A 19,823-nucleotide genomic window follows, 5' to 3' on the forward strand; every position below is an offset into this window, starting at 1 on the left:
CTATCGTATCACGATGGCGGCGAGCGTCGGATAACGACGACCTGTCTCGCTCTCCGCCAGTTGCCGCCATTTGTAGAACCGAGAATCCGGCGGCGGCGAGAGATCGGGCGTCCAGCCCGTCAGCTTTTCCAGAACATAGGTGTCCATGATCCGGCCGCGCCAGGTCCGCTGAACCCGGCCCAAAGGCGTCAGCACCGCGCCGGTCGAGGCCAGAAGGGAGACGCCGTCCTGTTCGCGGGCGATATAAACCCCGGCATGCCCGGCGATCCGCTGGAGACCGGGGTCGCGGAAACCCAGGAAGCGGCTGCGTTCGTTGATCTGGATCACCGGGACGCGATCCTTCAGATGCCAGCGCAGCATCGCATAGATCCGGTAATCGTCGGTCGCGATCCAGGTCGCCCCGGAGATCTGCAATTCATCTTCGGCGCGGCTCGCAACTTGCGCGAAGCCGGCTTCGCCGCCGATCGGATCGGTCTTGCCGATGAAATTCCACGGGCTGACGACGTAATAGAGAAACACCGCAACGACAATAACGACGCCCGACGCGATCGCGGCGTTGATCCAGAACGCGGACGATCTTGCGATCCATGCCGGCCATTTTTCGCGCGATCGTTTCGCGATGTCGATCGCGGTTGCGGCGAATCCCAGCGGCCAGATGAACATCGGCCAGGTGTCGCCGACGCGAAGCGTCAGCGATTTCCAGAGGAAGTAACCGAACGGCACCAATACGGCTGTCGATAACAGCACGGAAACCGGATCGCGATGCCGAAATCCGCGCCATGCCGTGACCGCTACGCTGAACAGCACCACGGGCAGCAGGATTGGTCCGACCTGCCCGAATTGAAGGCCGATATAGTCGCCGACAGTGCGCAGCATGATGTCATGCGCCGCGGTCGCGCGAACGAACTGAAACCTGAACGAGGCCCAGTCGTGCATCCAATTCCAGATCAGAACCGGCGAGAACACTGCGACGGCAATCAATGGCGCGACCCACAGGTACGGACTGCGCAGCCAGCGTAAGCGCCAGTCCGGCACGACAATGAAAAGAACAACGGCGGGGATCAGCATCAATGCGGTCAGTTTCGACAGCAGCCCCAGGCCACCGAAGAGGCCGGCGGCAAGCCACCAGCGCGGATCGCCGCTCTCGGTGAGCCGCACCAGTGACCACACCAGCGCCAGTTCGAACGGGATCAGCGCGACATCGGGCGCGACCTTCGCCATCAGCAGGCCGTAATACAACGCCGCTTCCATCATCAGAACCGCCAGCACGGCGGCACGGATGTCGCGGGTGACGCGGCGGACGATGTCGGCGAGCAGCAATTGCGAGACCGGCATCGCCAGCAGTCCGGCAAACCTGACGCCGAAATCGGTGTCGCCGAAGATTGCGGTGCCGAACCGAATGAACCACGCGATCATCGGAGGGTGATCGAGGAAGGATAGCGCGCTTTCCTTCGACCAGGTCCAGTAGTACGCCTCGTCGGTCCTCAGATCCAGCGTGCCCGCGAAGATGCATCGCATCGCGGTCATCACAGCGATCAACGCCGCGATCCACAGCAGCGACGAACGCGCCGGACGTTCCGGCTGTAACGCGGATTTTTCGAGGTCTGCGATTGTCATCTGGATGCCGGGGACAACGCTCAGCGCACATCCCCGCATGGTTCTCCGGGGCGGCTATTCAGGTTTTTGACCACTCGGCTTCCGGTGTCAATCTGACAGCCCAACCAGGGCAGCCCCACTGCTTGGTTCGCGGCATATTTCCGGATGCATTTGCGCTGTGTGAGATTTCGCACACCCATCTGGCCGAACCCCCGCTTGTCTGAACGTCCATTCAGAAAATTGTCGGTTTTACTTCGCCGGATTCTTCGAACCGCATTTTGAAAGCACGCGACGAACTTGCGACGGGCACGCACGAGCCCGCAACCGGAAACCAGAACGCGAATTGAAACCGAAACCCGCGCATCACGCGCTTTATTTAAGGAGAACGATCATGTCTCGTAAACTTGCTCTTGGACTCGTTGCCGCTGCTTCCCTCGGTGCGATGGCGCTATCGCCCTCAGCCGCTTCCGCGCACGGTTGGGGCGGGCATCATCACCATCACTTCGGCCATTTCGGTCATCATTACGGCCACGGCTTCGGCGTCGCCTATATCGGCGGCTATGACGAAGGCTGCTATGTGGTGCGGCGCGTGCCGACCCCCTTCGGCTTCCGTCTGCGCACCATCAATGTCTGCGACTGATCCGCTATCCAACTCGGTCAAAACCCCGGCTGCCCGACAGCCGGGGTTTTGCGCGTCGGTAGCGGTATCATCCGCCCGCGCGGAAGGCAGGAAAACTCATCGATTTGGCGAGCCCTCACTCGAAAGCATCAATTGACTTGCGGTCTGGCGGTGCGAGACTTTGCAGATCGATAACCCGTGATGACGGGCTCGACCGTAAAGCTTCGGAGGAAGCCATGCTCGACAGACGAGAGATGCTGAAACGCGTCGGTGCCGGACTGGCGCTTGGCGCAACCGCCAGCCTGACCCCTTTCAAGGCTTTCGCGCTCGACAGCGTGACCCTGCCATTCGATAACGGCGAACGTCCGCTGGTGAAGTATCCACAAAAGCGGGTGATGATCGGCCTCACCAGCCGGCCGCCGCAACTCGAAACGCCATTCTCGGTTTTCAACGAAGGCCCGATCACGCCGAACGACGCTTTCTTTGTCCGCTATCACCTTGCCGACATCCCGCTCAACATCGATCCCGACACCTTCACGCTCGAGATCAAGGGCAAGGTCGATCGCCCGCTCAAGCTGTCGCTCAAGGACATCAAAAAGATGAAGGCGACGGAGATCGTCGCCGTCAATCAATGCTCGGGCAACAGCCGCGGGTTCTTCAATCCGCGCGTCGCCGGCGGCCAACTCGGTAACGGCGCGATGGGGAATGCGCGCTGGCGCGGCGTGCCGCTCAAGACCGTGCTCGATCAGGCCGGTGTGCAGCAGGGCGCGAAACAGGTGGTGTTCGGCGGCATGGATGGCCCCGTCAGCGACAAGACGCCGGATTTCGCCAAGGCGCTCGACATCGACCACGCACGCGATGGCGAGGTGATGCTGGCTTATCTCATGAACGAACGGGATTTGCCATTTTTGAACGGCTTTCCTCTCCGGCTTGTCGTTCCCGGATATTACGGCACCTACTGGGTCAAGCATCTCAACGAGATCACCGTCATCGACAGCGTCTATGACAATTTCTGGATGAAGACGGCCTACCGCATTCCCGACGACGCCTGCGCCTGCGTCGAACCGGGCACCGCGCCGAAGGCAACTGTCCCCATCAACAAGTTCAACGTCCGCTCCTTCATCACCAATGTCGCCGACGGTGCGAAAGTCGGAATCGGCGGCAAGCTTCTGAAGGGGATCGCATTCGACGGCGGCACCGGAATCAAGGAGGTCGCCGTGTCGATCGACGGCGGCAAGACCTGGAAGGCCGCGCGGCTCGGCCGCAACTATGGCAAATACTCGTTCCGCGAATGGAAGATTCCGGTCAAGCTCACCGCCGGTCCGCACGAATTGAAGGTTCGCGCAACCAGCAACGGCGGCCAGGTGCAACCGTCCGAGGCCACATGGAATCCGGCCGGTTACATGCGCAACGTCATCGAGACCGTTCGCGTGACGGCGGCCTGAGGGAGAAAAGTCATGAAGCGTCCAGTTCTTCTCGCTCTCGCCGCCGCCGTCGGACTGGCCGGGAGCAGCGCTCTCGGTCCCACCGCGGCCGGCGCCAAGCCGATCTCATACAAGCTTCCGGATAAAGTGGCGGAGTTCAAGCCCGGCCCCAATCTCGACGTTGTGAAGGCCAACTGCACGTCCTGTCACTCAGCGGATTACGTCCAGACCCAGCCGCGCGGCCCGAAATTCAAGAAGGATTTCTGGCAGGCGGAGGTGAACAAGATGATCAAGGTGTATGGCGCGCCGATCGCCGAGGCCGATGTCGGCAAGATCGTCGATTATCTGACCGCAACTTATTGATGCCGGGAGCGGTATTCTGCGGAAATCCGGGATTTCCGCGGCCGCTGTTGTCTTAGAACATTTTCGCTTTTGACTGACTCAGAAGCGAAGTTCTAGATTGTTATTTTGACGCATTTCTTATGCGAACCGGTATCCACCCGGATCGAGATCCATGCTTCGCTCGAAGACACTATTTAGCTTAGCGTCTTGCTCAAAGACGCTATGGTCTAGCTCAGCGTCCCGGCGTGGACCCACCATTGCGGATGATCGCGCCGGATCGTCTGCGCGGCGCGGAGCGCCTCAGTCTCGTCGCCGAAGATCGCAAAACACGTCGCGCCCGAGCCGGACATCCGCGACAACCGCGCGCCGGTCGCCCGCAATCTCGCGAGCACCTCCCCGATCACCGGCTGAATGCGGATCGCGGGCGCTTCGAGATCGTTGAAGCCGGCGGATAGCATGGCGAGCCAATCGCCGATCGGCGCGCCAGCCTCCGGCCATGCGATCGCCTCGATCCCATCGGAGACACCAGCGTGCCGTTCGCCATTCCGAAGGCCGAGCGCGGCGAAGACGTCCTTCGTAGCGACGGCAATGCGCGGATTGACCAGCACGCCCGGCATCGCCGGCAAACCCAGCGGCTGCAGGACTTCGCCGACGCCCGTCATCACGCAGGCTACCGAGCGGACACAGACCGGCACGTCGGCGCCGGTCAGCCGCGCCGCCTCCATCAATGCCGGATCGCTGAGCGCAATGCCGTTGGCGCCCGCGAGCAGCCGCAACGCCGCAGCCGCATCCGCCGAACCGCCGCCGATGCCGGCCGCGACCGGCAAATGCTTATCCAGCGCGAAAATACCCGTCTTCAGGTGCGCGACCCGCTCGCCGAGCAATCGCGCCGCCTTGAGCACGAGATTGTCTGCAACCTCGCCGCACTCCTGCGCACGCGGACCGCTGGCGACAAGCGAGAGCTCCGCGCCCGGCGTCAGGGTGAGGCGGTCGGCGCAATCGGCAAATGCGACCACGCTTTCGAGATCGTGAAAGCCGTCGACGCGCCGTCCCCGGACCCGCAGCGTCAGGTTGACTTTGGCGCGCGCGGGCTCGCTCAGCGCCGGTTCGGTCGATTTCATGCTGGTAACGCCGATGACGGTCATGCGGATGTCAAATCCAAAAACCGCGCGCGAATCAATTGATTTTTGCCGCGCTCAGCCGCCCTTGCCGTCTTCCTTCTTTTTGTCCGCCGACGCCGCGGATGGCGTGTCGTCCGGCGGCAAGCCGTTTTCGATCTTGGCCTCGATCTTCGGCAGTTCGTCCGGCTCCGGCTTCAGATCTCGCGCATGCGACCACTGGAATTTCGCCTCCAGCGTCCGACCGACGCGCCAGTAAGCGTCGCCGAGGTGATCATTCACGGTCGGATCTTCGGGCTTGAGATTAATCGCGCGCTCAAGCGTCTTGACCGCCTCCTCGTAGTTGCCGATGCGGTAATAGGCCCAACCAAGGCTGTCAACGATATAGCCGTCATCCGGCCGCTGATCGACGGCGCGTTTGATCATCTTCATGGCTTCGTCGAGATTGGTGCCGCGGTCGATCCAGGAATAGCCGAGATAGTTCAGGACATGCGGCTGCTCCGGCTGAATTTCCAGCGCCTTCTTCATGTCGACCTCGGCCTTGTCCCAGTTCTTCGAACGCTCCTCGCAGATTCCGCGAAAATAGTAATAGACCCAGTTCGGCTTGTCCTTGGCCTCGGCGATCACGTCGATGCCCTTGGTATAGGTCTTCGCGCAATCGGCGAACTTCTTGCGGCCGCGCTCGACATTGCCGAGCGCCATGATGGCTTCCAGATCCTTCGGATCCTGTTCGATGACGTCCTTCAGAATCTTGATCGCTTCGTCACTGCGATCAACGGCATCGAGATCGGTCGCGAGTTGAATCTGTGCATTTCGCTTCAGCGGGGAATCGGCAGGCACGCGCTCGTAGACGCCGATGGCCATCTGCGGCTTCTTCACCGACTCATAGAGATCGGCGAGTGACAACAGCGCCATCGGATGATTGGGCGCGAGATAAAGCGCGAGTTGCAGATAGACCAGCGCCAGATCCTCGCCACCGCGCCGGGTCAGAGACGCGCCAATGCCGTAAAGGGCTTCGGCCGCGCCGGTTTGCGGAGAATTGACGAGTTGCGGCAGCTTCTTGCCCGCCTTGGTCTCCTTGATGCCTTCGAGGATCAGCGGATGCCGCGCCAGTTTCTTGTCGAACGACTCATACACGGCGAGCGCCGCCGCATCGTCCTTGTTGCGCGACAGCCAACGCGCATAGGCGTCGGCCACGCGGAGCGCGGAATCGTCGAGCTTGTAGGCGCGCTCGAGGCGAACGCCGGCTTCCTTTTCCCGGCCGGCAAGATCGAGCAACATCCCCGAATGCAGATCCTTGAAGATCGGATACCATTCCGGACCGGTCAGCGAATCGATATTGGCGATGGCCTGCTTGGTGTCGCCGGCACCATAGTCGGCCCAACCCGACAGCAGCGTCGCCACCAGATCGGTGATCGGCCCGCGGATCGATTGGTTGATGTTTTTCCGGGCCGCGGCGTACTTCTTCAACTTGAGATTATGAACGCCGACGACCAGCCGGGCGACGCGATTGGATTTGTCGACGGTGAGAATGCGGTCGGCCAGGTTCACGGCGGCACCGATGTCGCCCTCCGCCAGCGACGAGATGAACGCACGATCAAGAAGCTCGTTGTTTTTCGGATCGGTGCGCAACGCCGTGCGGTAGAACGCCGCCGCGGACTTGGCGTCGCGCTCCACACTGGCATGGCGCGCGGCGAGATAGCTGCCCGCCTTGGTCATGCTGCGCAAATCTCGCGCACTGGGAAACTGCGCGGTATCGGTCGGATGGTCGGGCGTCTGCGCCGCCAGCGGGCCCGACAGCACGAACGGGGCCGCGGCGGCAAGGGTGATCGCCAAGCGATTGAAACGAATGGACAACATCGGGATTCGCTCAGCTCCAGGTTTCACGACGGACCTTTGCGGTCTCGGAATGCGGGCAAGCCGCCGGCTTGCATCGCGACGCACGCTTCTAACATTCGCGTCGGCTTTGCGCGAGGGTCTTTGGGACCGCTGGAAATCAAGGGACACTTAAAAAGGGGCAGCGTCCAGACGTTCACAAAATCGTGGTCACATCGCCTCGTAGTTGGGACCGCCGCCGCCCTCGGGCGGAACCCAGGTGATGTTGCCGTTGGGGTCCTTCACGTCACAGGTTTTGCAGTGAACGCAATTCTGGGCGTTGATCTGGAAGCGCGGACCATCGTCCTCCTCGATCCATTCGTAAACACCGGCGGGACAATAACGGCTCGAAGGTCCGGCATAGACGTCGTGCTCCGAGGTCTTTTGCAACGTCATATCGGCAACCCTCAGGTGAACCGGCTGGTCCTCCTCATGATTGGTGTTGGACAGAAACACCGAAGACAACCTGTCGAAAGTCAGCTTGCCGTCCGCCTTCGGATAAGCGATCGGCGCGTGCGCTTTCGCCGGATCAAGCGTCTTACGGTCTGGCCTTGCGTGCGACAAGGTGCCGAATAGCGAGAAGCCGAACAGGGTGTTGGTCCACATGTCGAGCCCGCCGAGCGCCACACCGGCGATGGTGCCGAACTTCGACCATAGCGGCTTGACGTTGCGAACCTTGAACAGGTCCCTGCCGACCGTGGATTCGCGCCAGGCGTTCTCGTAACCGGCGATCTCGTCGTTGGCGCGTCCCGCATCGAGCGCCGCCGCGACATGCTCGGCGGCCAGCATTCCGCTCCCCATCGCATTGTGAACGCCCTTGATGCGCGGAACGTTGACGAAACCAGCCGCGCAGCCGATCAGCGCGCCGCCCGGAAAAGTCAGCCGCGGCACCGACTGGTAGCCGCCCTCGGTGATGGCGCGCGCACCGTAGGCGAGCCTCTTACCGCCTTCGAGCACGCCGCGGATCGCGGGGTGCGTCTTGAACCGCTGGAATTCCTCGAACGGCGACAGGTACGGATCGTCGTAATTCAGGTGCACGACGAAGCCGACCGCGACGCGATCGTCGTCGTAATGATAGAGGAACGAGCCGCCGCCGGTGGAATTGTCGAGCGGCCAGCCGAACGAGTGCTGGATCAGTCCGTTCCTGTGCCTGGCAGGATCGACCTGCCAGACCTCCTTGAGACCGATGCCGAATTTCGGCGGTTGGCAGGCCTTGTCGAGTCCAAACCCGGCGATCAACTGCCGGGACAGGCTGCCGCGGGCGCCTTCCGCAAACAGCGTATACTTGCCGCGCAGTTCCATGCCGCGCACGTAGGAACTCTTATGCGAGCCGTCGCGCGCGACGCCCATGTCGCCGGTCGCGATACCACGGACCGCGCCGCTCTCGTCGTAAAGCACTTCCGTCGCTGCGAAGCCGGGATAGATTTCGACGCCGAGCGCCTCCGCCTTCTGTGCGAGCCAGCGACAGAGGTTGCCCAGCGAACCAACGTAGCAGTGATGATTGTTCATCAGCGGCGGCATCAGGAAACCGGGCAGCCGAATCGCGCTGCGTGGCGTCATCCAGAAAAACCGGTCGTCCTTGACCCGCGTCTTCAGCGGGCAGTCGGCGTCGCCGCGCCAGTCGGGCACCAAAGCGTCGAGCTCGGCCGGATCGATCACAGCGCCGGACAGGATATGGGCGCCAACCTCAGACCCTTTTTCGACCACGACGATGCTGAGATCGGCATTGAGCTGCTTGAGCCGGATCGCAGCCGACAGGCCCGACGGTCCCGCGCCGACGATAACGACGTCGAAATCCATGGATTCACGGGGCGGCACTTCGTTACTGCTCATGGTCTACTTCCGCAACCGGCGCTCTCTGCGTCTGTCGTGCATCCAGGGCTTGATTTGCTTCAGGGCTTGAATGCCTTCAAGCCTTGTTGTTTCCGATTTTTTGCCTGAGAACAACCATGGAAAGCCTTTCCGGCTTTCGGCGCTGAACCCTGCCAAGGTTGTTTCCGCCAAAATCGTGGATGCCATCATGAGTTCCGATCCCGCGCCCACAGTTCGAGACCTCATCGCCTTTTATCTCGAGGCCGGGGTGGATTGTGCGCTTGAGGAGGAACCTGTCGATCGCCTGTCCGCCTGCGATGGGCCGATCGCTCCGCCAGCCGAAACGACCCCCGCTCCGGCACGGCAACCACCCGACCGCGCGGCCGCGGCCGCCCCTCGCGCCGGGATTGCGCCACCGCCCGAGATCGCCATCGAATCCGCGCGCGAGGCTGCCCGCACCGCTCCCTCCCTCGAGGCGCTGCGGTCATTGCTCGACAACTTCGAGGGCTGCGCGCTAAAATTCACCGCATCGCGGCTGGTGTTCGCCGACGGCAATCCGCAGGCACGGCTGATGTTCGTCGGCGAGGCGCCGGGGCGCGACGAGGATATCGAAGGACTGCCTTTCGTCGGCCGTTCGGGCCAGCTTCTCAACCGGATGATCGCGGCGATCGGCCTCAAGCGCAGCGACGTCTACATCGCAAACGTCATTCCGTGGCGGCCGCCAGGCAACCGGACCCCGACGCCGCAGGAAACCCAGATCTGCCTGCCGTTCATACGGCGCCAGATCGAGCTCGTGAATCCCGACGTTCTGGTCACGCTCGGCAATCCCTCGACACAGACGCTGCTGCAGACCCGCGAGGGGATCATGAAGACCCGCGGCAAATGGTTCGATTACGACACCGGTGCGCGAACGATCCGCGCCATGGCGACGTTCCATCCGGCGTACCTTCTGCGCTCGCCATCCTACAAGCGGATGGCGTGGCTCGACCTGCGCGCAATCGCCACAGCGCTGGAAGAAACGGCTTCATAGAGCCTTTCCGCTTCTGATGGAATCAGAAGCGGAGCCCTATTTTTTGATTTGGCGCGTTTTCTTTACGCGAACCGGTAGCTACTTCGCTTGAAAACGCTCTGGCTTTCTATCGTCATTGCGCTTTCGGCCGGACGATAGCCCAGCCGATCCGCAACGCGGGAAGCCGGCCGTTGACGAGGCGATCGAACGCCCGCGGAATTTCCGGAACGATGCCGGGAAAACGCTGCGCAATGGCATCGGGCGGCGTGCCTGCGGTGTCGGATGCGCGCCAGACCACGACGCCGCCGAGTTCTTTGAACGTCTCCAGAGTAATCCACGGCGTGCGCTCGGGAGTCGCATCGAGCAGGAGATGCGGCCGCGACGGACCGAGCGCGACCAATGCCGCAAGTTGCGGATCGCCCGCGACCGCCTGCAGCGGACGACTGGTGCGGCGCTGGAAATTCTCGCCGAAGAAACGACTGATCGACGACGCAGGAATAGACGTCGCAACCTCGGTGCTCGCGAACCACGGTTGAATGACGATCGTCGCGATCACCGCAAGCGCCGGAGCTACCACAGCGGCGAGCCAAGCCACGCGCAGCACGCGCAACCGGTGCAGATAAATCATCTCGCCGGACAGCAGAACGACCGCAAGGCCCGACATCAAAAGCGCAATCGCCGCGCCTCCGACCACGTGATTGACTCCGAACAACGCCGCAACAAGACTCCCGCCGAGCGCCGGCGCGAGGGCGAAGACATAGACGAAATTCTGCGCCAGCGGATCGACCGGCGGCCGGACGATCACCGGCGCGTCTTCAGGTTTCCAATTGACGGATTTGGAATTGAGAACGACCAGCAGAATAAGGCCTGCCATCGCGACCACGAGAGAGAAGAGCAGTTCGCCCCAGCGCAACAACCGCAGATGCAGTTCAAAAAAATCAGGCCAGGGTGGCGCACCGAGCGCGTCCGCACGCACCAGCCAGATCAGGTAAGGCAACGCAAGCACCGCGATCACCAGCAACGCGAACAGCGGCTCCGCCGAGCCGAGGGCGTTTCGGCCGCGCTCGGTCGCCAGGGCGAACACGACGAGCGCCAGCAACAACCCGACCGCCGCCGGCGTGGTCAGCAACAGCAGACCGGCCTCGATCGACAGCGCGAACCACGCGTTGCGGCGGCCCTGCCCGAGGATCTGCCAGGAATGCAGCAACAGCAGCGCCCACAGCGGGCAGGCGAGAACCAGCGGGCCGAATGTCAGGCCGGGGGCACCGAAGGCTGTGGCCGTCATGGTCAGCAGGACGGCAAGAACCGCGTGCTGGCTGCCGACGATGGTCCTGGCCAGTTCGTAAAGAACCCGGAACGCAACAACGAAGCAGAGTTGCGACAGCATGTAGACGCCGAGCATGTGGTTGCCGGCGGCGCGATAGGCGATGTCGCCGAGCCAGAACGCCAGCGGCGGCCCGAGATCCGTCCCGACCTGATATTCGCGGCCGAACGCCAGAACCGTCGCGAGATCACCCGGTGGACCTCGATACAGCAGCAGCGGCACCGTGAGCCACATCGCTGCCTGCAACAGCACCACGATCCAGAACACCAGCAACGGCCGGGCCCTGATCAGTTCGACAACCAGCGAGGTGAAGCGCATGAAGGGCCTGGTGGCGGCGGGTCTTGCGAAGTTCTGGAGCATCTTCGCCTCTGATTGAAACAGAAGCCAAGCTCTCGATGCCTGCGAGTGATAAAGCGCGCGAGCCGACCAGGCAACCGGCCCGGCAAATCGGATCGTCTCAGATCGCCGCCTCGATCGGTATACCCGCCGATGTTTCACTCGCGGGGAGGCTTTCCCCGATCAGCACCCCGCGATGGCGTTCGCGCGCCGCCACGACCGGCGCAAAAAAGCTGCGATGATGCGGACTTGGCCCCAGACGATCGAGCGCATGGAGATGCTCGGGCACCGCATAGCCTTTGTGAGATTCAAAGCCATAGCCCGGGCAGTCCTGCGCCAACTTGCACATCAGCCGGTCGCGCGTGACCTTGGCGACGATCGAGGCGGCCGCGATCGACAGCACAAGGCCGTCGCCGCCGATCACCGGCTCGCACGTGCAAGTGATCTCGATCCGGTCGCGGCCGTCGACGAACACATGCTGCGGCCTGTCCGGCAGCGCATGGACCGCACGCGCCAGTGCCCATAGTGACGCGCGCAGGATATTGTCGCGGTCGATCCGCGCGCTCGAGGCGGAGACAACCGCGAAAGACGCGGTCGCGGTGATCTCCTCGAACAACTCCTCCCGCCGCGCCGCCGTGAGGCGCTTGGAATCGTCGATGCCCTTCGGGATTCGCTTCGGATCGAGCACCACCGCGGCGGCGACCACCGGTCCCGCCAGCGGCCCGCGGCCGACCTCGTCGCAACCCGCGACTGGCCACACGCCGCGCTTGATGAGCGCACGCTCGCGCCGAAAGCTCGGCTGCGCAACAGCGGGCGATTTCCCTGGCTTGTCCCTGGACGGATCCCGAATCATACGTGGATGGTGCGGACAGGATGCCCGCAACACAATCCCGAAATGCATTTATGCCCGCTGTCCCGTATCGCGGTTCCACCGTCCGCGGTCCGTCGTCACGACGGGGCCCGGGTCAGAACAGGCTCAACTGCTGTCCGCTGCGGGCGGGCTTCGCAAAATGGTCCGTCGTCAATTTTGAGCGCCTCTTGTTGAGACCAAGTTTTTCGCAAGCGATCTCGAAGCGGCGGCCGATCATCCATGCCATCGGCCCGGCTCCCTTCATCCGCGTGCCCCATTGCGAATCGTAGTCTCGGCCGTTGCGCATGTCCCGGATCAGCGTGAAGACATGACGGTAGCGATCGGGGTAGTTCGCCATCAGCCATTCGCGAAACAAATCGCGTACTTCCAGCGGCAGGCGAAGCAGCACATAGTTCGCTTCCCTGACGCCGGCATGGGCCGAGGCATCGAGAATCCGCTCGATCTCACAGTCATTCAGCGCCGGAATCACGGGGGCCACCATCACAGTGGTCGGAATCCCGGCTTCCGACAGCATTCGCAGCGCCTCGAGCCGCCTATGGGGAGCCGATGCGCGGGGCTCCATGGTGCGGGCCAGCCTGGGATCGAGCGAGGTCACCGAAATCGCGACCTTTGCGAGGTTGCGCTTCGCCATGCGCGACAGGATGTCGATGTCCCGCGTCACCAGCGCCGATTTCGTCACGATGCCGACCGGATGCGCGGCGCGTTCCAGCACTTCGAGAATACCGCGCATGATCTTCCGATCGCGTTCGATCGGCTGATAGGGATCGGTATTGGTCCCGATCGCGATCATCTTCGGCTCGTAGCCGTCCGCAGCCAGTTCCTTCTCCAGCAAGGCCGGAGCGTCCGGCTTCGCATACAGCTTCGATTCGAAATCAAGCCCTGGCGACAGGCCGAGATAGGCATGGGTCGGCCGCGCGAAACAGTAGACGCAACCGTGCTCGCAGCCACGGTACGGATTGATCGAGCGGTCGAAGCTGATGTCGGGCGAGTCGTTACGGGTGATGACTTTTCGCGCGGTGTCGATCGCGACCGTAGTCTTGAACGGCGGCAGTTCATCGAGGCTCTGCCATCCGTCGTCGAAGGCCGTGCGCGCCTCGACCTCGTATCGGCCACTGGCATTGGACTGCGCGCCGCGCCCCCTCCTCCGCTCGCGATCGATTGCGACCTCAAGCTCGACAAAGGGAGAAATGGCGTCCGCCGGTCCGGGAGGCAACGAGACCGGCGGATCGAGGATGGAAGCCGATGCTCTGCTCATGGCGAGACCATAGCATCGGATTAGAACAAATCAAGAACAAATCCCGGCGATCCCCACCCTCTGCACGCCGTCAGGCCGAAGCGCCCTTGGCCTTTGGCCGGCGCAGGTGTTCATCGAGCCTTGGCATGATCTCGACGAAATTGCAGGGACGCGTGCGGTAATCGAGTTGGGGCGCAAGGATGCCGTCCCAGCCATCGCGGCAGGCACCCGGGGATCCGGGCAAGCAGAAGATGAGGGTCGAGCCCGCGGTGCCGGCGGTGGCGCGGCTCTGGATCGTCGAGGTGCCGATCTTGGCGTGGCTCAGCATGTGGAAGGCGATCGAGAAACCGTCCATCCGCTTCTCGAACAGCGGCTCGACGGCCTCGGGGGTGACGTCGCGCCCGGTGAACCCTGTCCCGCCGGTGGTGATGACGACGTCGATGCCCGCGTCGGCGATCCATTTTTTCACCAGCGAGCGGATCGCCTCGACATCGTCGGTGACGATCTCGCGCGCGCCGAGCTTGTGACCGGCGGCCGTCAACCGCTCCGCCAGCGTCGTGCCCGACTTGTCATCTTCGAGCGAGCGCGTGTCGGATACGGTCAGCACCGCGATGTTGAGCGGGACGAAGGCTTTTGTCTCGTCGATGGACGGCATGGCGATTCATTCCTCATGTCCCGAAAGGCGGTGCAGCGTTCTTCACGCCGCTCCGCAGAGCGGGACCATTGCGAATGCTGCCGTGATGACGGCTCCGGCTCTGCGAAGCAATAGTCGGTATTGCATCGCGTCCGGAACTCGTGACGCAACCATCACAAACTATCCGCAGCGAAGGTATTGCAGGACTGCACGGTGCCCTGCTGATAGCCGGTCATGAACCAACGCTTGCGCTGCGCCGCAGAACCATGCGTGAAGGAGTCCGGCACCACATGGCCCGTCGCCTGCCGCTGCAGCGTATCGTCACCGATCGCCGACGCCGTGGTCAATGCGGCGTCGATATCGCCGGGTTCGAGGAAGCCCGGACGCTTCTTCTCCTCGCGGTTGACCCAGACGCCGGACAGGCAATCCGCCTGCAGTTCGACCTTGACCTGCAGCGCGTTCGCCTCGGCCTTGCTGTTGGCCTGCTGCTGCAATCGCGTCACCTTCGGCAGGAGGCCGAACAGGTTCTGGATGTGATGGCCCGCCTCGTGCGCAATGATGTAGGCTGCGGTGAATCTGCAGGCGCTGCCCGAACAACCATGGAAGCGCGTTTCCACCTGTTTGAAGAAGCTGGTGTCCAGGAATATCTGCTTGTCGGGCGGACAGTAGAATGGGCCCATCGCGGACTGCGCCATGCCGCAGCGGCCGCCATTGGTGGCATTGCGGAACAGCACGATGCGCGGCCCCGAATAGCTCTGCCCGCTGGCCCTGAAGATCTCGCTCCAGCGGTCGTCGATCTCGCCGAGCACGCCGGATATCATTTTGCCCATTTCGTCGGTCGGCGCGCCGGTCTTACCAGCAGGAGGGCGGTTGTCGGTCTGATAGCTCGGGGCAGAGCCGCCGCCGGTCAGGATTTCCGCGCCGCCGATCAGGATGCGCGGATCGATGCCGAATGCGTAGCCGACCAGGCCGAGGATCAGAACGGTGCCGATGCCAAGGCCGCCCCGGCCGAAACCGCCTCCGCCAAATCCGCCACCGCCGCCATCGCGACGATCGTCGATGTTGTCGCTGCGGCGAAAATCGTCATCACGCATGGCGTCGGTCCTCGTTTCGATCGCGACATCACCGCGACCCGGCGACGCCAACGTAAAATTTCTACTTCGTTAATCAATAGCCTGCCCGGCAATAATTGCCTAGTGTGGAGGTTCAGAAGTTCGCTTCATTGCCCAATCGAGTCCGTCAAGCGAACTTCGGAATCGGGACACTAGTGCGGTTCGGATCGGGAAGTTCGCCCGACCGATCTATCGGAACATCGAAAACGAGTCCGAACCGCGGCGGTCATGCATGATCGCGCGGCGGGCTACGGAAAAACCCGGTGGCGACGCCTCTGCCGATCCCATTTCTCGTGGCTCCAGTCTGAGTGACACGCGCGTCAACGATCAGACCGTGCTGATAACGATGGCTGCGACCGCAGCGCGCATCGCGCATATCGTGAAAAACGATCTCGGTTGGGCGCACCACCGTTGCGAAGCTCCGCGCGCGACGTGGCGAAAATGCGTCTGCAATCAACGAAAGGCATCTGCAATTAAGTCGATTTTTACTTTGGCAGGTCACTGTAGCGCCAGTCGGTTGTTTGGTCCCGCGTCGCCGACAGCGTCGCCTGAGTCAGAGTATGTGAGTCATGGTCGTGTCGCGTCGCGGGGCGTCTGCAAAGGCGCCCCGCACCAAATTTGATCCCCCCGCTTCGCGTATCGTCGTTGGCGACTGCGTCGCCGAGATGTCGAAGCTTTCATCCGGATCGGTCGATCTGGTGTTCGCGGATCCGCCCTACAATCTGCAGCTCAAGGGCGATCTCAAGCGGCCTGACGAATCCCACGTCAACGCCGTCAATAACGACTGGGACAAGTTCTCGTCGTTCGCGGCCTATGACGATTTCACGCGCGCGTGGCTGCTCGCCTGCCGCCGCATCATGAAGCCATCCGCGACGATCTGGGTGATCGGCTCCTATCACAACATCTTCCGCGTCGGCGCGATCATGCAGGACCTCGGCTTCTGGATCCTCAACGACATCGTCTGGCGCAAGACCAATCCGATGCCGAATTTCCGCGGTCGCCGCTTCACCAATGCGCATGAAACCATGATCTGGGCGGCACGCGACGAGAACGCCAAGGGCTACACCTTCAATTACGAGGCGCTCAAAGCCGCCAACGAGGACGTGCAGGCGCGCTCGGACTGGCTGATTCCGCTGTGCACCGGCGACGAGCGGCTGAAGGGCAAGGACGGCAAGAAAGTGCACCCGACCCAGAAGCCGGAAGGATTGCTGGCGCGGGTTTTGTTGTCGTCGTCCAGGCCGGGGGATCTCGTAATCGATCCGTTCAACGGCACCGGCACCACGGGCGCGGTCGCCAAGCGTCTCGGCCGCAGCTACATCGGCTTCGAACGCGACCGGACCTATGCCGCCGCGGCCGAGCAACGCATCGCGGCCGTCGAACCGCTGCCGGAAGCTACGCTGGCCCCGTTCATGACCGCGCGTGCCGCGCCGCGCGTGGCGTTTTCCGAACTGATCGAGCGCGGCATGATCTCGCCTGGCGCGAAACTCGTCGATGCGAAAAAGCGGCACGGCGCACTGGTGCGCGCCGACGGCGCCATCATGCTCGGCGACAAGGTCGGCTCGATCCACCGCATCGGGGCGGTGGCGCAAGGCGCGGGGGCCTGTAACGGCTGGACCTTCTGGCACATCGAAACCAGCAAGGGCCTCAGACTGATCGACGAGTTGCGCGCCGAAATCCGCAGCCGGATGGCGACCGACTGAAACGGTCCGTCGCATCCACCTGTCGACGGAAAGCTGTGCAGCCAACGCACAGCGGATCACGAAACGCGTCGGTTGCATTGGTCTGAAAATCCACGCATGAAATGGCCGTCCGCGGGCATCCTCCCTCTCCCGCGCGTTCCAGTTCAAACCCAGCCATCCCCAAGCACACCGACAGTGGAGTTTTCGATGATCAAGTTCTATTTCAACGGCGCGCCGAACCCGAACAAGGTCGCGCTGTTTCTGGAAGAAACCGGATTGCCCTTCGAGCTTGTGCCGGTCGATACCCGCAAGGGCGACCAGTTCAAGCCGGAGTTCCTGAAGGTGAATCCGAACGGCAAGGTGCCGGCTATCGAGGACGACGGCGTGTTCGTATTCGACAGCAATGCCATCCTGCTTTATCTCGGCGAAAAGACCGGCAAGTTCATGCCGGCGAATACGCCTGCCAATCGTGCGCAGACGCTATCGTGGATGATGTTCATCGCGAGCGGCCTGGGACCTTATTCCGGCCAGGCCATACACTTCAAGGATTACGCGCCGAAGGGCATGGACTACGCGATCAACCGCTATCTGTTCGAAGCGCATCGTCATTACAAGGTTCTCGACGATCATCTCGCCAACAGCCGCTACATGGTCGGCGACACCTACACCATCGTCGACATGGCGTTCTGGGGTTGGGCGCGCATGGCCCCTCGCGTGATCGGCGAGAGCGGCGTCGCCAAATATCCGAACTTCAAGCGGCTGCTCGACGAGGTCTCGGCGCGGCCGGCCGCGACCAGGGCGATCGCGCTGAAGGACAAGTTCATCTTCAAGACCGAGAACGACGACGAAGCCAAGAGCTTCCTGTACCGCCATATGACCACCAAGGTGGCCTGATCGTTTTTTCATCTTCGTCCACGAGGCCCTTCGGCTCACGCCGGAGGGCCTTTTGCTTGGGCGGCATGGATGCCCGACAAAAAGCTGGGCATGACGGATTGCCATCCAAGAACGCGCTCCAGATTAGTCTCCTAACCCGTGTGCGATGACCTTGCGCATCAGGTTCGGCAACGCTTCATCCTGCAGCGTTGCGATCGGTGTCCAGCGCATGCCATCGGGCGCGCGGGTGCGCGCTGCAGCGGTCGCGGTGTAAACCGCAAGCTCCAGCGGAAAATGCGTGAAGACATGCGTGACCGTGCCGACCTTGCGACGCCAGCGCGCGCCGCCGATTGACGGCGCCTGCTTCAGTGCAGTCGCATCGTCCTGCGCGGCGAGCCAGTCTGATGTCGGCACTTCCGTCATGCCGCCGAGCAGACCTTTTGTCGGCCGCGTGCGAACCAGCAGTTCACCGCCGCGCCTCACCACGAAAGCCGCGCCGCGCCGCAACTCGCCCGCCTTCTTTGGCGTCTTGCGCGGAAAGGTCTCCTGGTCGCCGCGCAGCCGGGCCGCGCATTCATCGCTGAACGGGCACAACGCGCAGGCCGGCTTCTTCGGCGTGCAGATGGTGGCGCCGAGATCCATCAGCGCCTGCGCGGAATCGCCGGATCGCGAGGGTCCGAGCAGCGTCGCCGCAAGCTCCCGGATGCGCGGCTTCGCCTTCGGCAGCGGCTCCTCCACCGCAAACAGTCGCGACACCACACGCTCGATGTTGCCGTCGACCGGCATGGTGCGGCAGCCGAACGCGATCGCGGCGATCGCCGCCGCCGTGTAGGGGCCGATTCCCGGCAGCGCGCGCAAGTCCTCTTCCCTATCGGGGAACGCGCCGCCGTGATCGCGCCGCACCGCCACGGCGCAGGCATGGAGATTGCGCGCGCGCGAATAATAGCCGAGCCCGGCCCACATCCGTAAAACATCGTCGAGCGATGCGTTCGCCATCGCTTCGACGTCCGGCCAGCGCGCCAGGAACTTTTCGAAATACGGCCCGACCGCCCTCACCGTGGTCTGCTGCAGCATGATCTCCGACAGCCAGACCCGATAAGGGTCTGCGGCCTCGCCCGGCAGCGCACGCCATGGCAGGCGGCGGCGGTTCCGATCGTACCAGGCAAGCAGCAACTCCGGGCGGTTGCCGTCTCCGCCTCGCATCTTGTGCGTATTTGGTATCGCCTTTGCCGCCCGTGCCATCGCGCCACTCTCGTCGATGGAATCAACCTTTCCACGTCATGCCCGGCCTCGTGCCCGGCATCCACGCCTTTTTTCGTGAGTTGCCGCAAAAGAGGTGGAGGGCCGGAATACATCCGGCCCTCCCGACAGCACAACGTGGATTGCGTCCGACCATCAATCGTGCCCCAAACGAGATGTGGAGATGCTATAAGGCGCGGATGTCCAAGCCCGGTCCGATTTCGGCCAAGCCGTTGTCCGCGCTGCTCGGCGATGTCTTCTCCGACGCCTATGCGCGGCAGGGATTTGCCACGCGCGAACTGGTAACGCGCTGGGCGGAGATCGCCGGACCCGAAATCGCCGCGCATTCCGAGCCGATGAAAATCCAGTGGCCGCGCCCCGTCGAGGGACAACCCGAGCGACCGGCGACGCTTGTGCTGCGGGTCGAGGGCCCGGCGGCGCTGGAAATCCAGCACGCCTCCGACATCATCCTGCAACGGGTGAACCGCTTTTTCGGTTGGAACGCGGTCGGCCGGCTGGCCTTGCGGCAGGCGCCGCTGTCGCGCAAGACCCGGCGAAAGGCCCCGCGTCCGCCGGACGAGACGGATGTCGCCAGTGTCGCCGGGACGCTGTCATCGATCGAAGACGACGGTCTGCGCGCGGCGCTGGCGCGGCTCGGCGCCTCGATCAAGCGAAATTGACGCGACCATGGAATAGGCTTCCGACAGCGCGCCATTGCCACAATTG

The 19,823-nt window shown here is 62.9% G+C and carries 18 protein-coding genes; 7 read left to right on the plus strand and 11 right to left on the minus strand.

Going from position 1 to position 19,823, the window contains the following annotated elements; translation table 11 throughout:
* A complete protein-coding gene (locus ACS3WB_RS09655; RefSeq protein ID WP_438275340.1) occupies window positions 1-1,617 on the minus strand; it encodes a glycosyltransferase family 39 protein in 1,617 nt (538 codons plus the stop codon).
* A 370-nt stretch (window positions 1,618-1,987) separates the two neighbouring features.
* On the opposite strand from ACS3WB_RS09655, the gene ACS3WB_RS09660 reads away from it, so the two are divergent.
* The 3 genes from ACS3WB_RS09660 (at window position 1,988) to ACS3WB_RS09670 (ending at window position 4,002) form a co-directional block, all read left to right on the plus strand.
* Window positions 1,988-2,236 carry a hypothetical protein gene (locus ACS3WB_RS09660; protein ID WP_438275341.1) on the plus strand — a complete coding sequence of 83 codons (249 nt, stop codon included), beginning with the start codon at window positions 1,988-1,990 and terminating at the stop codon, window positions 2,234-2,236.
* Between the two features lie 215 nt (window positions 2,237-2,451).
* On the plus strand, window positions 2,452-3,660 hold the full coding sequence (locus ACS3WB_RS09665) for a molybdopterin-dependent oxidoreductase (RefSeq protein ID WP_438275342.1): 1,209 nt from the start codon (window positions 2,452-2,454) through the stop codon (window positions 3,658-3,660).
* Between the two features lie 12 nt (window positions 3,661-3,672).
* Entirely contained in the window at window positions 3,673-4,002 is a 330-nt protein-coding gene (locus ACS3WB_RS09670; protein ID WP_438275343.1) for a cytochrome c, read from the plus strand.
* A 206-nt stretch (window positions 4,003-4,208) separates the two neighbouring features.
* Here the strand turns inward: ACS3WB_RS09670 and ACS3WB_RS09675 are convergent, their stop codons facing one another.
* The 4 genes from ACS3WB_RS09675 to ACS3WB_RS09690 form a co-directional block, all read right to left on the minus strand.
* Entirely contained in the window at window positions 4,209-5,126 is a 918-nt protein-coding gene (locus ACS3WB_RS09675; RefSeq protein ID WP_438275344.1) for a 4-(cytidine 5'-diphospho)-2-C-methyl-D-erythritol kinase, read from the minus strand.
* A gap of 51 nt (window positions 5,127-5,177) precedes the next feature.
* Complete coding sequence (locus ACS3WB_RS09680) at window positions 5,178-6,959, minus strand: tetratricopeptide repeat protein (RefSeq protein ID WP_438275345.1); 1,782 nt, start codon at window positions 6,957-6,959, stop codon at window positions 5,178-5,180.
* Between the two features lie 186 nt (window positions 6,960-7,145).
* Window positions 7,146-8,807, minus strand: a complete 1,662-nt coding sequence (locus ACS3WB_RS09685) for an electron transfer flavoprotein-ubiquinone oxidoreductase (RefSeq protein ID WP_438275346.1) — start codon at window positions 8,805-8,807, stop codon at window positions 7,146-7,148.
* Between the two features lie 3 nt (window positions 8,808-8,810).
* Entirely contained in the window at window positions 8,811-8,993 is a 183-nt protein-coding gene (locus ACS3WB_RS09690) for a hypothetical protein (protein ID WP_438275347.1), read from the minus strand.
* A 1-nt stretch (window position 8,994) separates the two neighbouring features.
* Between ACS3WB_RS09690 and ACS3WB_RS09695 the strand changes: the two genes are divergently transcribed.
* A complete protein-coding gene (locus tag ACS3WB_RS09695) occupies window positions 8,995-9,816 on the plus strand; it encodes a uracil-DNA glycosylase (protein ID WP_438275348.1) in 822 nt (273 codons plus the stop codon).
* Window positions 9,817-9,928: 112 nt separating this feature from the next.
* Here the strand turns inward: ACS3WB_RS09695 and ACS3WB_RS09700 are convergent, their stop codons facing one another.
* From ACS3WB_RS09700 to ypfJ, 5 genes are all read right to left on the minus strand, one after another.
* The gene (locus ACS3WB_RS09700; protein WP_438275377.1) at window positions 9,929-11,437 is read right to left on the minus strand and encodes a glycosyltransferase family 39 protein; all 1,509 of its coding nucleotides are present in this window, start codon (window positions 11,435-11,437) and stop codon (window positions 9,929-9,931) included.
* A gap of 139 nt (window positions 11,438-11,576) precedes the next feature.
* On the minus strand, window positions 11,577-12,308 hold the full coding sequence (locus tag ACS3WB_RS09705; protein ID WP_438275349.1) for a ribonuclease HII: 732 nt from the start codon (window positions 12,306-12,308) through the stop codon (window positions 11,577-11,579).
* A gap of 112 nt (window positions 12,309-12,420) precedes the next feature.
* Complete coding sequence (locus ACS3WB_RS09710) at window positions 12,421-13,581, minus strand: PA0069 family radical SAM protein (protein ID WP_438275350.1); 1,161 nt, start codon at window positions 13,579-13,581, stop codon at window positions 12,421-12,423.
* Between the two features lie 70 nt (window positions 13,582-13,651).
* Complete coding sequence (gene moaB, locus ACS3WB_RS09715) at window positions 13,652-14,215, minus strand: molybdenum cofactor biosynthesis protein B (protein ID WP_438275351.1); 564 nt, start codon at window positions 14,213-14,215, stop codon at window positions 13,652-13,654.
* Window positions 14,216-14,367: 152 nt separating this feature from the next.
* Complete coding sequence (gene ypfJ, locus ACS3WB_RS09720; protein ID WP_438275352.1) at window positions 14,368-15,288, minus strand: KPN_02809 family neutral zinc metallopeptidase; 921 nt, start codon at window positions 15,286-15,288, stop codon at window positions 14,368-14,370.
* 587 nt (window positions 15,289-15,875) lie between these two features.
* On the opposite strand from ypfJ, the gene ACS3WB_RS09725 reads away from it, so the two are divergent.
* Together ACS3WB_RS09725 and ACS3WB_RS09730 are read left to right on the plus strand one after the other, a co-directional pair.
* Window positions 15,876-17,006, plus strand: a complete 1,131-nt coding sequence (locus ACS3WB_RS09725; protein WP_438275353.1) for a site-specific DNA-methyltransferase — start codon at window positions 15,876-15,878, stop codon at window positions 17,004-17,006.
* Window positions 17,007-17,192: 186 nt separating this feature from the next.
* Entirely contained in the window at window positions 17,193-17,879 is a 687-nt protein-coding gene (locus tag ACS3WB_RS09730) for a glutathione S-transferase family protein (RefSeq protein ID WP_438275354.1), read from the plus strand.
* Window positions 17,880-18,002: 123 nt separating this feature from the next.
* Here ACS3WB_RS09730 and mutY read toward each other — a convergent pair whose 3' ends face one another.
* Window positions 18,003-19,100, minus strand: a complete 1,098-nt coding sequence (gene mutY, locus ACS3WB_RS09735) for an A/G-specific adenine glycosylase (RefSeq protein WP_438275355.1) — start codon at window positions 19,098-19,100, stop codon at window positions 18,003-18,005.
* A 197-nt stretch (window positions 19,101-19,297) separates the two neighbouring features.
* Here mutY and ACS3WB_RS09740 point away from each other — a divergent pair, with 197 nt between their 5' ends.
* A complete protein-coding gene (locus ACS3WB_RS09740) occupies window positions 19,298-19,777 on the plus strand; it encodes a DUF721 domain-containing protein (protein ID WP_438275356.1) in 480 nt (159 codons plus the stop codon).
* The last annotated feature ends 46 nt before the right edge of the window (window positions 19,778-19,823 follow it).

It is taken from the genome of Nitrobacter sp. (assembly GCF_051535215.1).
Taxonomy (GTDB): Bacteria; Pseudomonadota; Alphaproteobacteria; order Rhizobiales; family Xanthobacteraceae; genus Nitrobacter.

Excerpts from the sequence above, each read along its gene's own strand:
- ACS3WB_RS09655 (WP_438275340.1), bottom strand. The coding sequence starts at position 1,617 with ATGACAATCGCAGACCTCGAAAAATCCGCGTTACAGCCGGAACGTCCG.
- ACS3WB_RS09660 (WP_438275341.1), top strand. The coding sequence starts at position 1,988 with ATGTCTCGTAAACTTGCTCTTGGACTCGTTGCCGCTGCTTCCCTCGGT.
- ACS3WB_RS09665 (WP_438275342.1), top strand. The coding sequence starts at position 2,452 with ATGCTCGACAGACGAGAGATGCTGAAACGCGTCGGTGCCGGACTGGCG.
- ACS3WB_RS09670 (WP_438275343.1), top strand. The coding sequence starts at position 3,673 with ATGAAGCGTCCAGTTCTTCTCGCTCTCGCCGCCGCCGTCGGACTGGCC.
- ACS3WB_RS09675 (WP_438275344.1), bottom strand. The coding sequence starts at position 5,126 with ATGACCGTCATCGGCGTTACCAGCATGAAATCGACCGAACCGGCGCTG.
- ACS3WB_RS09680 (WP_438275345.1), bottom strand. The coding sequence starts at position 6,959 with ATGTTGTCCATTCGTTTCAATCGCTTGGCGATCACCCTTGCCGCCGCG.
- ACS3WB_RS09685 (WP_438275346.1), bottom strand. The coding sequence starts at position 8,807 with ATGAGCAGTAACGAAGTGCCGCCCCGTGAATCCATGGATTTCGACGTC.
- ACS3WB_RS09690 (WP_438275347.1), bottom strand. The coding sequence starts at position 8,993 with ATGGCATCCACGATTTTGGCGGAAACAACCTTGGCAGGGTTCAGCGCC.
- ACS3WB_RS09695 (WP_438275348.1), top strand. The coding sequence starts at position 8,995 with ATGAGTTCCGATCCCGCGCCCACAGTTCGAGACCTCATCGCCTTTTAT.
- ACS3WB_RS09700 (WP_438275377.1), bottom strand. The coding sequence starts at position 11,437 with ATGCGCTTCACCTCGCTGGTTGTCGAACTGATCAGGGCCCGGCCGTTG.
- ACS3WB_RS09705 (WP_438275349.1), bottom strand. The coding sequence starts at position 12,308 with ATGATTCGGGATCCGTCCAGGGACAAGCCAGGGAAATCGCCCGCTGTT.
- ACS3WB_RS09710 (WP_438275350.1), bottom strand. The coding sequence starts at position 13,581 with ATGAGCAGAGCATCGGCTTCCATCCTCGATCCGCCGGTCTCGTTGCCT.
- moaB (WP_438275351.1), bottom strand. The coding sequence starts at position 14,215 with ATGCCGTCCATCGACGAGACAAAAGCCTTCGTCCCGCTCAACATCGCG.
- ypfJ (WP_438275352.1), bottom strand. The coding sequence starts at position 15,288 with ATGCGTGATGACGATTTTCGCCGCAGCGACAACATCGACGATCGTCGC.
- ACS3WB_RS09725 (WP_438275353.1), top strand. The coding sequence starts at position 15,876 with ATGGTCGTGTCGCGTCGCGGGGCGTCTGCAAAGGCGCCCCGCACCAAA.
- ACS3WB_RS09730 (WP_438275354.1), top strand. The coding sequence starts at position 17,193 with ATGATCAAGTTCTATTTCAACGGCGCGCCGAACCCGAACAAGGTCGCG.
- mutY (WP_438275355.1), bottom strand. The coding sequence starts at position 19,100 with ATGGCACGGGCGGCAAAGGCGATACCAAATACGCACAAGATGCGAGGC.
- ACS3WB_RS09740 (WP_438275356.1), top strand. The coding sequence starts at position 19,298 with ATGTCCAAGCCCGGTCCGATTTCGGCCAAGCCGTTGTCCGCGCTGCTC.